This is a genomic window from Nocardia salmonicida (assembly GCF_036142455.1).
Lineage (GTDB): Bacteria > Actinomycetota > Actinomycetes > Mycobacteriales > Mycobacteriaceae > Nocardia > Nocardia salmonicida.
Genome location: NZ_CP108014.1, coordinates 2,835,019 through 2,848,578, shown reverse-complemented (window position 1 = coordinate 2,848,578; position 13,560 = coordinate 2,835,019). Strand labels below are relative to the sequence as shown.

General features: G+C 65.7%; 11 protein-coding genes. 6 read left to right on the top strand and 5 right to left on the bottom strand.

The features are described 5' to 3' along the window. Window positions 1-607: 607 nt before the first annotated feature. On the bottom strand, window positions 608-1,846 hold the full coding sequence (locus OHS03_RS13585; protein ID WP_328663063.1) for a threonine/serine exporter family protein: 1,239 nt from the start codon (window positions 1,844-1,846) through the stop codon (window positions 608-610). A 307-nt stretch (window positions 1,847-2,153) separates the two neighbouring features. Here OHS03_RS13585 and OHS03_RS13580 point away from each other — a divergent pair, with 307 nt between their 5' ends. Beyond that, a complete protein-coding gene (locus OHS03_RS13580; RefSeq protein WP_328663062.1) occupies window positions 2,154-3,386 on the top strand; it encodes a metal-dependent hydrolase family protein in 1,233 nt (410 codons plus the stop codon). Between the two features lie 295 nt (window positions 3,387-3,681). On the opposite strand, the gene OHS03_RS13575 is transcribed toward OHS03_RS13580, so the two are convergent. After that, window positions 3,682-4,110 carry a hypothetical protein gene (locus OHS03_RS13575; protein WP_328663061.1) on the bottom strand — a complete coding sequence of 143 codons (429 nt, stop codon included), beginning with the start codon at window positions 4,108-4,110 and terminating at the stop codon, window positions 3,682-3,684. A gap of 161 nt (window positions 4,111-4,271) precedes the next feature. Here OHS03_RS13575 and OHS03_RS13570 point away from each other — a divergent pair, with 161 nt between their 5' ends. From OHS03_RS13570 to OHS03_RS13560, 3 genes are read left to right on the top strand one after another with little or no spacing between them, the layout of a single operon-like run. After that, on the top strand, window positions 4,272-4,913 hold the full coding sequence (locus OHS03_RS13570) for a DUF998 domain-containing protein (protein WP_328663060.1): 642 nt from the start codon (window positions 4,272-4,274) through the stop codon (window positions 4,911-4,913). Window positions 4,914-4,956: 43 nt separating this feature from the next. Beyond that, window positions 4,957-5,328: a YciI family protein gene (locus OHS03_RS13565; protein WP_328663059.1), complete on the top strand. Its 372-nt coding sequence runs from the start codon at window positions 4,957-4,959 to the stop codon at window positions 5,326-5,328. Beyond that, window positions 5,325-6,545 (top strand): RNA polymerase sigma factor, encoded by a 1,221-nt coding sequence (locus tag OHS03_RS13560; protein WP_328663058.1) that lies wholly within the window; start codon window positions 5,325-5,327, stop codon window positions 6,543-6,545. The genes OHS03_RS13565 and OHS03_RS13560 overlap by 4 nt, the downstream gene beginning before the upstream one ends. 284 nt (window positions 6,546-6,829) lie before the next feature. Here the strand turns inward: OHS03_RS13560 and OHS03_RS13555 are convergent, their stop codons facing one another. Continuing rightward, window positions 6,830-8,056, bottom strand: a complete 1,227-nt coding sequence (locus OHS03_RS13555; RefSeq protein ID WP_328663057.1) for an amidohydrolase family protein — start codon at window positions 8,054-8,056, stop codon at window positions 6,830-6,832. Between the two features lie 104 nt (window positions 8,057-8,160). On the opposite strand from OHS03_RS13555, the gene OHS03_RS13550 reads away from it, so the two are divergent. Next, entirely contained in the window at window positions 8,161-8,652 is a 492-nt protein-coding gene (locus OHS03_RS13550) for a MarR family winged helix-turn-helix transcriptional regulator (protein WP_328663056.1), read from the top strand. A gap of 195 nt (window positions 8,653-8,847) precedes the next feature. Here the strand turns inward: OHS03_RS13550 and OHS03_RS13545 are convergent, their stop codons facing one another. Both OHS03_RS13545 and OHS03_RS13540 read right to left on the bottom strand, forming a co-directional pair. Then, entirely contained in the window at window positions 8,848-9,642 is a 795-nt protein-coding gene (locus OHS03_RS13545) for an alpha/beta fold hydrolase (protein WP_328663055.1), read from the bottom strand. Between the two features lie 185 nt (window positions 9,643-9,827). Then, window positions 9,828-10,652 (bottom strand): alpha/beta fold hydrolase, encoded by an 825-nt coding sequence (locus OHS03_RS13540; protein WP_328663054.1) that lies wholly within the window; start codon window positions 10,650-10,652, stop codon window positions 9,828-9,830. Between the two features lie 162 nt (window positions 10,653-10,814). Between OHS03_RS13540 and OHS03_RS13535 the strand changes: the two genes are divergently transcribed. Further along, complete coding sequence (locus tag OHS03_RS13535; RefSeq protein ID WP_328663053.1) at window positions 10,815-13,553, top strand: AAA family ATPase; 2,739 nt, start codon at window positions 10,815-10,817, stop codon at window positions 13,551-13,553. The last annotated feature ends 7 nt before the right edge of the window (window positions 13,554-13,560 follow it).

Here is a 13,560-nt window from a genome sequence, read left to right as displayed (position 1 = left end):
CAGCAAGATGCGGGTGCGTCGGGCGGTGGCAGTGATGGCATCGCACAGCATCAACCGGTCGGGTTGGTCGCGAAGTTGAGGTAGGTGTCGGAACCCTTTGTCCGGCAAGTGATCCACGACTTCAACTCTCACGGATTCGAGGCACCCGCCTAAATGGAGTGGGGGCAGGCCGACGAAGACCGATCAAGCGCCACGTGGTCGGATCTGTCAGATCGCCCCGTGCTGCCCGAGATTTGGGGTGTCCGTTCAGTGTGTAGAGCCTGTCGAAGCTGGTAGCAGTGTTGTGAGACGTTGCGGCAGATCTCGAAGCCCGGCGGAGTGTCGTGGCAGGACACGAAAACATGGCCAACCGGAGGTCACCTGGTCATCGCGGATTTATCCGATCTGACGATGCCGGTCCGTCGGTACGGACTGTTTCCATCTATTTAGCCGGTAACCTGGGCATCTACTCTGGTCGACTTGGTCACCGCATCGGGCAGACAAACCCCGGCCCGCCGACAGCAACCCACAACCGGAACGGTTCCACGATCGTCTGGATTGGTGTCGCGAAAGGCCTCATGTTGAGCACTATTGGGCAGTGGCGGGAGCCAGGCAAGCGGGTGCGACTTCAGGGGTTGTTGCTCGATGGCGGTGAATGTTGCGGGACCAGCGATCGGCAGGCGGTGACGACGAGGATTCCGGCTGCGATGGCGACCAAGATCATCCCGGTGAGCCCGATCTGCCCTGCGGCGGCAGCACCACCGTTCTGCCCGAGGTTCACCGCGCCTTGCAGTCCGACGGCGCCGGGAACGATCAGCCACAGCACCGGGGCGAAGCCGGCGTAGAACGGTGGTGCTTGAGGTAGACGCCGCAGCGACAACGCGGCCAGGACGCTGGCTGCCCCGGCTGAGAATCCACCGAGGATCGGGCCGGCCCACTGCGTTGTCACATACTGCGTCGCGAAGGTCACGTATGCGATGACCATCAGATACGGCAGCGTCCGCAACGGCGCGGACTGGGTCAGCACACATCCGAGGCAGAAGACCGTTACGCCTAGCCACGGCCCCCAGGTCAGGGACATATGGTGCGCTATCGGCGCGGTGGCGGGAACCAAATTGCTGGCGGCGTAGGCGCCGAAGGCCATCAGTAGCAGTCGTTGTAGCGCGACGGCCAGTCGGGAGGTGCCCGCGATCGCGTCGCCGGTGGACAGGTCGAGCACCGCGAAAGTCATGGCCGCTACGGGCAGCAACGAAACCAGTGGCGGAACAATCGCGGGGGTCGGCGATTCGCCGACGTGTGGTGCCACGAGATTCATGACGACGCCGACGAGAAACGCCGCGAGCGCTGGAAACACCGCCGCGGCCATGCGGCGGCGGCCGGCGAGGATCCCGAGGCCGCCGATCACCGTCGACACCAGGGCGTAGACAGGAACAGCCGGCAAGGTCGGTTCGAGCAGCAGCCCGAAACCCGTGCCGAACAGCGCGTGCCCGACCAGGACCGCCATGGTGCCGTAGCGGGGCTCGGTCGCGGAGATGGTGTGTAGTCGAGCGAGTGCTTCGGTGGGCTCGCATCGACCTACGGTGACGTCATCGAGGAGATCTTGCAGGTCGGCCAGTTGATCGAGCTGAAACGAATTGCTACCGGCGACCGTTCCCTGGGCCAGGCCGATATTGATCGTCCCGTCGGGATGCTGAATGAATACCCCGGTCGGCAACGCCAGAATGGTCGCCTCGACGCCGAACGCCGCCGCAATCGCTTGCATGCGATCGGTGACATAGGACGTCGGAACGCCCGTATTACACATCGCGATCGTCGCTTCACGTAAGAACGTCAATGCTGCGGTGTGGCTGAGCTGCTCGGCAGTCATAGCCCATCTCCCGGTCGCTGTCGTTCGAACTTCCCAAGATCGCTGTACCCGGCACGATAGCCCTGTCGGTGGCGCTCGGAGACTCGCCCGCAACGATATCCATTGCGGGTGAAGATCGTCCTCGATAGAGTTTGCCAGAGCATTGCCCGATGGTGTCGGGCGCTCAGTTCCCGATTTCTCAAGCTAGCGGTGCTCATCGAAATTGTGTCTTCTGTCAGTCGAACGGAAGGGCGTCGCCATGAATTCTCCCGGTGCAACTCCACGCGGATCGTCGACTTCTGGCGCCGTCTGTTTCACGAATGCTCGTGTGTTCGACGGTGTGTCCCACGAGCTGTCCGCGCCGACGACGGTGTTGACCGACGACGGAAAGATCGCCGCGATCGGGAAGAACGTCGAGGTCCCCGCCGGCGCCCGGGTGATCGATGCCGAAGGGCGAACCCTCACACCGGGATTCATCGACGCCCACTGTCATTTGATGCTGCAGCCGGTCGTGTCGGACCTGCTCGGCACGGACGCGTTCTATCACGCCTACCGCGGCGCCGAGATCGCGAAGCTGTACCTGTCGCGGGGCTTCACCACCGTGCGCGACACCGGCGGCAACACCTTTTCGCTCAAACGTGCCATCGACGAGGGGCGGGTCGAAGGCCCCCGCATCTACCCGTCGGGACCGATCATCTCCCAGACTTCCGGTCACGGTGATTTCACCCCGATGAACGAGCCCTGTGCGTTGGTCGGTGGCAACCGGGACCAGATGCAGGACATCGGGCACCTTCTCGTGGTCAACGGTGTACAGGAGATGCTGGTGGCCGCGCGCTATGTGCTGGGACGCGGTGCCTCGCAGGTCAAAATCGCCGTCGGTGGCGGGTGTGCCTCCGAGCGTGATCCCTTGGACGTCGTGGAGTTCACTCCCGACGAGATCGAGGCCGCGGTCATGGCCGCGGCGAATTGGAACACCTACGTCGCGACCCACGTCTACAACACGACTGGTATCCGCCGGGCCGTCGAAGCGGGCGTGAAGACGATCGAGCACGCCAACCTGATCGACGAGCCCACCCTCGCGCTGATGAAGGAGAAGAAGGTCTGGCTCAGCCCGCAGGTCAGCGTCTATGTCGTCGACCCGCACGGATTCGCTCCCGCGCAGATGGAGAAGTTCGCACAGGCCAGGGACGGCCTGGACGAGATGTTCGATCTGACGAAGAAGCTCGGCTTCGCCGATATCGCGTTCGGTACCGACATCATCACCAACCCCCAGGCGATCGCCGATATCGGCGACGAGTTCGTCCACCGGACGAAATGGTTCACCAATGGTGAGGTCCTCGCCCAGGCCACCGGCAACAACGGTCGGATGCTCGCCTTGGCGGGCCCACGTAATCCGTATCCTGCGCCGCTCGGTGTGATCAAGGAAGGCGCGTGGGCCGACCTGCTGCTCATCGACGGCGATCCCGTGGCCGACATCCAGGTGCTCACCGATCCCGAGGAGAACCTGGTCGTCATCATGAAGGACGGCAAGCTGGTCAAGGACCTGATCTCAGCGGGCTGACGGCACGGCTGTCGCGATATCGGTGACGGCGTCGCCGTGGATCACGTGACGTAAGTGCCGGTCCGGCCCGGTGCGGTGAGGAACGCGAGATCCTGGACCGGGATCGGCGCTGGGCACCAGCATGTCCGCGTGCGTGCTCGGGGCGAGGGTGCCGATCTGTCCTCGCGTGCCGAGCAGGCGCGTGGCAGTACTGGTGGCGTTGTTCGCTCCCGCCCGGTGGGCGCCTGCTCTGACGGTGAGGAATCGGCTCCGGCCCGCGGTCCGAGCCGGCCGTGACCGGCTCCGGACCGCAGGATCAGGCGCGGGTCATCGTGGAGGCGTATCCGCCGCCGCCGGGGTAGACCCATTCGCCGGTGACAGTTGTCCCCGTGCGATCGAAGGTTCCGCGGTAGTAGGCGGGGCTGTCTTTGGCTCCGGCCCAGATGGTGAGGGTATCGCCGGTCAGGTCGTAGACGTAGTCGAAGCTGCGCCCGACGGAGTCGTAATAGCGTGAGACAACATCCGCGCCGGTCGGTTCACCGAACGGGCGCAGGTTCCCGATGACCTCCATGCCGGTGACCGGGTAGCCGTCCTGGGCCAGATCGATGTGCTGGAGCAGGAAGAACCGGCCCGCCATCCATTCGTAGCGCACCGTTCCTTGCGCGCCACCGCTGACTCGCCAGGTACCGACCAGGCGGTCCAATGCCCGCAGTTCGGGCGTGGGCTGCGGCTGGGTCTCGATCATCTCGTTCTCCTCGGTGGGGGGTTGGTTCGCTGCTACCTCGGAGCCGCGGTGCCGGTCTCGACACCAACCGTCTGTGATCTGAATCACTGTCGGTGGGTGTCGAGAACTCGCCGTCGGCTCCGAGGTAGCAGCAAAACCCCGATCGAGGAAGGGACACAACGATGACTCTCACAGCTACCACCGGGCGCGCGCCGAGGCAGGTTTCCGACCGTCTGCTGCTCGCCGGTGCCGCCGCCGGACCGCTGTTCTTCGCTTCGGCGATTACCCAGATGCTCACCCGCGACGGCTTCGACATCACCCGGCATCCGATCAGCCAGCTAGCCACCGGAGGCCTCGCCTGGATCCAGATCGTGACGTTCGTGACCGCCGGTGCGTGCGCGGTGGCGCTGGCGGTGGGCCTGAGCCGCACGCTGTCCGAGGGAACCGGGCGGCGGGCATTGCCTGTGCTGGTGGGCGTGTTCGGAGCCGGGTTGATCGCGGCCGGGGTGTTCACGATGGACCCGGAAAAGGGGTTTCCGGCCGGCACTCCGGATGAGCCGGTCGCGCAGATGTCCTGGCACAGCATCGCCCATTCGGTGGCTGCCGCAGTGGCTTTCACCGCGCTCGCCATCGCGGCTCTCGTCCTGAGCGTGCGCTGCTTGCGTCGGCGTGCGGTGTTGCCCACGGCGGCGAGCGGGCTGGCCGGACTCGTTCTGCTGGTACCGATGTCGCCCGAGTACATAAGCATCCAGATCGCGGTCAACGGCCTGGTCGCGTTCACCTGGACTACTGTGCTGGCGATCGGGATGCGTCGCCTCGCCTGACCGGGCTAGCGTCGCAACGACTACCCATCGGGAGGGCAGACCAATGAAATATCTGTTGCTCGGTTACACCCCGGCCGCCGCGTGGGATGCCGAATCCGCCGACACCCCCTCGGCGGAGGCGTTGGCGGCTTTCGCCACCTATCAGCGGCTCGAGCAAGAACTGATCGCCTCTGGGGAGCTCGTCGGCAGCGAGGGCCTCGGCCATCCGGCGGTGAGCACCACCATGTGTAAGACCGCCGACGGTGTGGTCGCCACCGACGGGCCCTTTGCGGAGCTGAAGGAGGTCCTGGCCAGTTTCGCTGTCATCGATGTCGCAGGCCACGAGCGCGCTGTCGAGATCACCGCCCGCATCGTCGAGGCCCTCGGTGAACCGATCGAGATCCGCCCGATCATGGGTGCGGACTTCGCCGAGTGACCCCCGCGATCGAGGACCTGCTGCGAGCGGAAGCGCCGCAGGTCCTCGGGGCGCTCGTGCGCCGCTTCGGGCACTTCGACATCGCCGAGGACGCGGTGCAGGAAGCCCTGCTGATCGTGGCCAGGTCGTGGCCGGTCGACGGCATCCCGGATAATCCGCGCAGCCGCCTCATCCGGATCGCCTACCGGCGGATGATCGACATGCTGCGTTCGGATCAGGCGCGGCGCCGCCGCGAAATCGACGCGGTCGCTACGGCCGAACCGATGCGGACAGCGCGACCCAGCGACATCGACGACAGCTTGACCCTGCTGTTGCTGTGCTGCCACCCCGCACTGGGTCACTCCGCCCAGGTCGCCCTGACGCTGCGTGCGGTCGGTGGACTCACCACGGCCGAGATCGCGCACGCCTACGGGACATCCGGGGCCACCATGGGCACGCGGATCAGCCGCGCCAAACAACAACTCGCCAAAGCCGGGGTGCGCTTCACTCCACCGACCGACACCGACCGCGACCAGCGCCTGGCCGCTGTCCTGCGCGCCCTGTACCTCATCTTCAACGAGGGCTACACCGCGACCACCGGCGGCGAACTGGTCCGGGTCGACCTCACCGCCGAAGCCGTCCGACTGACCAGAATGCTGCACGCCACCGCCCCCGGCGACCCGGAAGTGACCGGCCTGCTCGCGCTGATGCTGCTCACCGAATCCCGCCGCGCGGCCCGCACGAACGCAGGCGAGCTGGTACCCCTCGACGAGCAGGATCGCGCCCGCTGGAACCGCGACCTGATCGCGGAGGGCACCGCACTCATCGACAGCGTCTGGAACCGTGCACCGGCAGGCCCCCACCAAATCCAGGCCGCCATCGCCGCAGTCCACGCCGCAGGCGACCCGGGCTGCACCGATTGGCCCCAGATCGCCCTGCTCTACCTGTGGCTCGAACGCCTCACCCCGACCCCACTTGTCCAACTCGCCCGCGTCGTCGCCGTCGCCCGTGCCTACGGCCCCGCCCGCGGCCTGGCCCTACTCGACGACCTCAACCGCCGCCACCACCTGGACCACAACCCGCTCACCCAACAACGTGAACACGCCGTCCGCGCCCACCTTCTCCAACAAACCGGCGACCACACCTCAGCGGCCCCACTCTTCCGTCGAGCAGCCGACCTCACCGCCAACCAAGTCGAACAACGCTACTTACGCGCGAAAGCCGACCACCCGGACTGACCACAGTCCCTTGCTGCTGCGGAGCAGTTCCCTTCCCAGGGCATGAACCGCGACGGGCCGGAAACCTGCCCGTTGGTTCATTCTGAGAGCCACCTACCAGGCCTGGTCGAGCGGGGCGGCGCGTTCATGATGACTGCAATGCCTTCGCTGGCATCCCCGATAGCGTTAGGGCCGACGTTGGCGACAAGTCAGGTCTGAATATGCCTCGCAACAGACGTCCTCGCGACCGCGAGGAGGAGCGCGCGGAGATCCGTGGTGGCTGCGCGGCGGTTGTGCGGCGTCGGTCAGGCTGCGAGGCGAGTGCCGCGGCGCCAGACCGCACGAGTGTTGAGGGTGTCGGAGATGGAAGTGGTTGGGTCGCCGTCGACGAGGAGGAGATCGGCGCGTAGGCCATCGGCGATCCGTCCGCGGTCGTCGAGTCCGAATCGGCGTGCGGTGGTGGCGGTGGCGGCGCGCAGCGCCTGAGTGGGGGAGAGGCCAGCCTGAACCAGATACTGGAGTTCGTGGTGGACGCTGGCGCCGTGGGCAAGTCCGCCCAGGAAGGGCAGCGGCAGGGAGGCATCAGTGCCCGCAAGAAGGTCCACGCCGATGTCGCTGAGTACCTTGACGGTGGCTAGGACATCTTCGATCCGCCCTCGAGGGTAGTGGCCGAAGCTCGAGCGCAGTGCCTTGTCCCAGTCGGAATCGAGGCGCGAGGCGACACGCTGGTCGTCGGCGAGTTCACTGCCGTTGATCCCCATCATGGAGGCGTTGAGAACGATGCATGGCGTCACGAACACCCCGGCACTCGCGATCAGATCGATGATCTCGTCGGTGTGTGGTCGGTCCATGAACAAATGAGCCAGGCCATCGATTCCTGCTTCGATGGCCATGCGGGTCGCGTCGATGGTCAGAGTGTGGGCGATGGTGAGTTTTCCGCGTCGCTTTGCCTCGGCCACTCCGGCGTTCAAGGTTGGCTGGTCGAGCATCGGCAGGCCGGGGTGGCCTTCGACGCTGCCGTCGTCGACCATGAACTTGATGTAGTCCGAGCCGCGTTCTATGAGTTGCGGAATGAACGCGACAGCTTCGGCTGGGGTGGTGGAAAACGGCATGAGCGGAGGCTCGCCGACAGGCTTGGCTCCGGGGGGTGGGCCGGGGCGGAAGCCTTCGGGGAACAGCTCACTCGGGTGCCCGCCCGGCGGAGTGATTCCGAAACCGGAGGAGCGTACGTCGGCGACTGTGTCGTCGTCGCTGATGCCTGCGCGGTTGTGCCGAGTATTGGTGCCTTGCATCTCCAGTTCTGTGGTCACCCCGAACCTCAGGGCCAAAGCCAACGCGTCCCGGCTGGTATGCACGTGGGCGTCGATCAGGCCCGGCAGTAGTGTCGCTCCACTGCCGTCGATGATCTCCGCTCCGTCGGGGATATCACCACCGACGCGGAGAATCTTGCCGTCCTCGACGAGGACAGTGACGATACCCAGCGCCTTCTCGCCGTCGAAGACCTGTGCATTGGTGATGGCTGTCGTAGACATAGTGCGCCTCGATCCTTGGTGGGCCCCTGTGGTTAATGTATACTACAAGCTATGGAAATGCTTCAAGGTATGTTTATTGGTCGCAATCGATCCGGATTGTTCGTATGAGCAGTGCGGTCCCGGAACCGGGGGATGGGAGCAGCCTGCTCGACCAGATCGGGCCTGCGTTGTCGCGACTGCGACGGCGAACTTCGGGTGGCCGTGGTGATCTCACGCGCAACCTGGTCCTGAACGTGATCGCGGACGCCGCTGCAGAGATGACAGTCGGGGGTATCGCGATCGAGATGGGTGTGACCCAGCCCGTCGCCAGCCGAACGATCGCTGCGTGCATCACAGACGGATTGTTACGGCGGGCCGCTTCCCAAACAGATGGCCGGCGCACTGTTTTGGAGCTCACCGACGTCGGCGAGGCGGAGCGGTACCGCTTTGCCCGCGAGCAACGCCAGACCTTCGAGGAGATCACCGCGGAATGGGATCTGGTCGAACGGAGGCAATTCGCCCAATTATTGATCCGCTACAGCCGAGATGCCAGCGACTGGTCCACGCGGCGACACCATCGCGACAAGGGTCCGGTGAACATCGAGACGACCGACTGACAGGGAGACGTAGCGACGTCGACCGTGCAAAGCTTCGGCGTCCGTTTCCTGTTAGCTCACCACATCAGATCGGCTCCCGGTTGACAATTCGGTCACGAATGAAGCGGGCGCTGCGGCGACCCCGGGGAGCGAAGATGTCGAATCCTGCTGCTGTGCCGCGTGAATGAACCACGCGGCACAGCAGGGGCGAGGAAGTCAGCGGCTCGCGGTAGCGGCCTCCATGATGACCTTCGCTACGGCGGCGGGCTGAGAGACGGTGAGCGCGTGCGAGGCGCCCTTGATCTCCACCGTGGCGCGGGAGCCTGCCCGTTCGGCCATGAAGCGGTGTGCGGCAACCGGGATGTTGTAATCGGCGTCCGGGAACACGAACCAGGACGGCACGGACTTCCAGTTCGGCGCACCGGACTTCCCGTTGAGAGCGCGATCGTTGAGTGGGCGTTGGGTCACGGCGTCCAAGGTGGCCTGGGTCACGGGTACATCGGCTGCGAACTGTTGGTGGAACTTGGCGGGCTGAATGTAGAGGTCGGTGCTGCCGTCGGGCAGCGCCACCTTGTTCAGAGTGTCGCCGAGCGTGCTGCCGGGGAACTTGGCCGAGAGCTCCCCGATGGTCTCGCCTTCTTCGGGAGCGAAGGCCGCGACGTAGACCAGCCCCTTGACCTTGGGATCGTGGACCTGGGAAATGACTTGCCCGCCGTAGGAGTGCCCGACCAGGACGATCGGGCCGTCGATCGAGGCCACCACGCTGCGAACGGTGTCGGCGTCACCGGAAACGCTGCGAAGTGGATTGCCGACGGCGATGCTGGTCAGCCCCTGCTGGTCGAGTTGGTCGATCACGCCGTTCCAGCTGCTGGACTCAGCGAAGGCTCCGTGGACGAGAACGATGGTCGGCTCGACCGGGGCGGGCTGGGCGCCGGCGCAACCCGCACTGGCGACGGTGGCCGTGAGACCCAACGCGACGGCGGTGAGCTTGACGATGGTGGTGATACGCATAGTGGTTTCCTAGAGAGAGCTGTTCGGGTGAGCGGAGAAATGGTGTGCGACTCGGTCGGTCGGCAACGGCTTCGATCGTGGCGCGGGAGCCGACACGTTCGGTTATCGGTGCGCGGCGACAGAGGTGTTGAGGCGCCGTGGACAAGAACGACGGTGGGTGTACTCCTGAAGGTGTGCTGAGGTGGTCAGTGCGCGAGGAAAGCGAGCAGGTCAGCTTCGAACGCCGTGCGAAATTCGCCGTGAAGGCCATGCGGCGCACCGGGATACACCCGCAGCGTCGCGTTCTTGATCAACTCGGCCGACTTCATCGCCGAGTCGTGGAGCGGGACGATCTGGTCGTCGTCACCGTGGGCGACCAGCACCGGCACGTCGATCCCGAGCAGGTCCTCGGTGAAGTCGGTCTCGGAGAACTGGGCGACGCATTCGTAGGCGGCGCGGACCCCGACCTGCATGCCGAGCCGCCAGAACGCACGGCGCGCACCTTCGGAGGCGGCCACCTCCGGCCGGTTGAACCCATAGAAGGCCTCGCTCAGATCCCAGTAGAACTGCGACCGATCCGCGGCGACACCGGCGCGGATCCCGTCGAATACCTCTACCGGAGTGCCGTCGGGGTTGGTCTCGGACTTCACCATCACCGGGGGCACCGCGCCTAACAGCACCGCCTTGGCAACTCGACCGCTACCATGTCGACCCAGATAGCGAGCGACTTCGCCGCCGCCGGTGGAGTGGCCGACCAGCACCGCATCGTGCAGGTCCAGGTGCTCGATCAGCTCGCCCAGGTCGTCGGCGTAGCGATCCATGGTGTTGCCGTCCCAGGTCTGGCTCGATCGGCCGTGACCGCGGCGGTCGTGGGCGATGGCGCGGTAGCCGTGCTCGGCGACCAGGCGGGCCTGGTCATCCCAGGCGTCGGCACTCAGCGGCCAGCCGTGGCTGAAGACGACCGGCTGGCCGGTGCCCCAGTCTTTGAAGAAGATCTGAGCGCCGTCGGAGGTGGTGAAAGTGTTTGTCATGCCGACAAAACTACGAGCGAACCCACCCCGTGCGAATCAGTCGAATGACTGCACAGACGACTGAGTCATGGTGTCGGCCGATGACTCAGTCAGCCCCCGGTTTACTGCCTCTACCTGCGTCGTCGCGTTGTGAAACCGTGCGGTTTCTGTCAGAATCGCGCGGTGATCGGTGAGAGTTCCCAGATGGTCCTGGTCGGCCGAGACCGGTATTCGACATTGCTTGGCGACCTGCTGGATGGGGCGGTCGCCGGAAACGGCTCGACGCTGATCCTGCGTGGGGCCGCGGGTATCGGAAAGTCGGCTCTGCTGAACACAATTCGGGAGGCAGCAACTGACCAGCACCTGACCGTCGTCGCCGCGGTCGGTGTCGAGAACGAAGCAGGCCTGCCGTTCGCTGCGCTGCACCAGCTTCTGCGTCCCCTCCATTCGGAGATGGCCAAGCTTCCCGTTTCTCATCAACGCCCTCTGCGCGCGGCATTGGGACTGGAAGACGGAACCCCCGACCTGTATGCCGTGGCGCTGGCCGCACTGCAACTGGTCGGTGAGGCCGCCGCAGTCCGTCCGACGGTACTGATCCTCGACGACCTGCACTGGCTCGACAGCTGTAGCGCCGATGTACTCAGTTTCCTCGCACGCCGGATCGGCGGTGACGCAGTCCTCGTACTCGGCGCCGTACGTGCTGGATCAGAGGATTCCGCGCGAATGGCGGGGCTGCCGGAAATTGTGGTCGAACCGCTCGACGAACAGGCCAGCGCCGCCCTGCTCGCGGCGCAAGCGCCAACGCTGTCGAGCACCGTGCGACAAAGACTGCTCAGTCAAGCCGCCGGAAATCCGTTGGCGCTCATCGAATTACCGCGTGCGATGCGTCAGACTACGGAGCGGGTGATCGAGGACTTCCCGTTGACCGCCCGGCTCGAAGCAGCCTTCGCCACACGGTCGGCCGAGCTCAGCGACCCGGCCCGGACCCTGCTCGTCGTCCTCGCCGCCGATGTCACCTGCGACGCGGGCAGGCTGTTGCGGGCGGCCACCGCCCTCGTCGGCGCCCCGGTCGGTCCCGCACACCTGCAAGAAGCCATCGACGCGGGCCTGATCGAGATGGCAGGTCCCCTCCTGCGCTTCCGGCATCCGCTGATGCGTTCGGCCACCTATGTCCGGGCGCCGCTGACCCAACGGCTCGGAGCGCACTCGATCCTGGCAGAGGTTCTCTCGGACTTCCCGGACAGACAACTCTGGCATCGTGCCGCCGCCACGCTCGGTACCGATGACGCCATCGCCGCGCAGCTCGAAGACTATGCCCAGCGATCGCGCGCACGTGGGGCCGTCATGGCCGCGGTCGCCGCTCTGGACCGTGCGGCGGAATTAGCCGAGCGACCCGATCACACAACCGCCCTACTCCTACAAGCCGCGGAACTGGCGAGCGAGACCGGCGCCCGGCGCGAGGCCGTAGACCTGCTGAACCGGGCCGACCTCAGCGTTTTGGGGCCGATCGAACGGGCGCGCTTGGCAGCGGTCGAGGAAGTCGTCGCATTTCAGCGATACGGCGACTCCGATCACCGCATCCGAGAGCTCGTCGGCATCGCCGCCGATGTGCACGCGGCAGGAAACACCGATCTGGCAGCGGGGATCTTGTGGTGTGCCGCCGCACGATGCTCGTCGCAGGACGCCGATGATGTTTCACGCAAAGGCATTGCCGCCCAAGTGGATTCCCTCGGTCTGCCCCCACACGACCCCCGAGTCCTCGCGGTCGGCGCGCTCAGCCTGCCGTGGGAGCGCGGTTCGGGGATTCTCGAGCACCTTGCACAGCTCGATCCCGATCGCACTGACGCCGCCGCACTGCGTTTGCTCGGCTATGCCGCGCTGTTCCTCGGCGATTTCGGTCGGGGCACGGCATACATCGACGACGCCGCCGCGGTCAGCCGCAACCAGGGACAGCTCGGATTGCTCTCGGGCATTCTCGGCGCCGGGAACTGGACTCGTATCTGGCTCGGAGACTGGGACAAGGTCCGTGCCGAGTCCGAGGAGGCCCGCACGTTCGCCGAGGAAAACGGCCAGGAGTTCTATGCGGTAACCGGGCGTGCCAATCTGGCCATGGTCGACGCGTTGCGTGGCGAACCCGAACTGGCTGCCGAGCATCTCCGCGCGATCGGCGCCAGCCCGTTGTCCACCGGGATGCGCTGTATCCAGATCGTCGCGCAGCAGACTCGCGGGATGCTCCTGCTGTTGTCCGGGCGAGCCGAGGATGCATTCGCGACGCTGGCGCGGGTCTTCGATCCGACCGACCCGGTGAGCCACCCCATGCAACGCTGGTGGGTGGCCCCTGAACTCGCTGACGCCGCTGTTGCCTCCGAAAATATCGGTGCCGCAAGGGAATTGCTGGCCGACCTACCGCAGCTGGCGAAGCGCGTACCCGCCTCGATGCTGCTCGTCGTCGACGAATACAGCCGCGCTGTCCTCGCCGATGATACCGATGCCGATGCCGCCTACACCGCTGCACTCCACGGTCAGGCGGGCACGTGGCCGCTGTACCGCGCCCGATTGCAACTCCATCACGGCCGCCGATTGCGGCGCCTACGCCGCACCGCCGAAGCCCGCGAACCGCTGCGCGAGGCCCGCGACATCTTCGATTCTCTAGGTGCCGACCCCTGGGCTCGAGCGGCACGGAACGAATTGCGGGCCGCGGGCGAAGCCAGCGCCCGGCGTCCCTCCACGGCCCGCGATCAGCTCACTGCCCAGGAACTTCAGATCGCGAACCTGGCGGCGGAGGGACTCACCAACCGCCAGATCGCGGAACGGCTCTACCTGTCCCACCGCACGGTCGGCTCGCACCTCTACCGCATCTATCCCCGACTGGGGATCACCAGCCGAGTCGAACTCGTCGCTGCCCTCTCCACGGTCGGCTGAGCGGCTC

Coding starts and splice junctions, on each gene's coding strand:
- OHS03_RS13585 (WP_328663063.1), bottom strand. CDS start 1,846: ATGACTGCCGAGCAGCTCAGCCACACCGCAGCATTGACGTTCTTACGT.
- OHS03_RS13575 (WP_328663061.1), bottom strand. CDS start 4,110: ATGATCGAGACCCAGCCGCAGCCCACGCCCGAACTGCGGGCATTGGAC.
- OHS03_RS13570 (WP_328663060.1), top strand. CDS start 4,272: ATGACTCTCACAGCTACCACCGGGCGCGCGCCGAGGCAGGTTTCCGAC.
- OHS03_RS13565 (WP_328663059.1), top strand. CDS start 4,957: ATGAAATATCTGTTGCTCGGTTACACCCCGGCCGCCGCGTGGGATGCC.
- OHS03_RS13555 (WP_328663057.1), bottom strand. CDS start 8,056: ATGTCTACGACAGCCATCACCAATGCACAGGTCTTCGACGGCGAGAAG.
- OHS03_RS13550 (WP_328663056.1), top strand. CDS start 8,161: ATGAGCAGTGCGGTCCCGGAACCGGGGGATGGGAGCAGCCTGCTCGAC.
- OHS03_RS13545 (WP_328663055.1), bottom strand. CDS start 9,642: ATGCGTATCACCACCATCGTCAAGCTCACCGCCGTCGCGTTGGGTCTC.
- OHS03_RS13540 (WP_328663054.1), bottom strand. CDS start 10,652: ATGACAAACACTTTCACCACCTCCGACGGCGCTCAGATCTTCTTCAAA.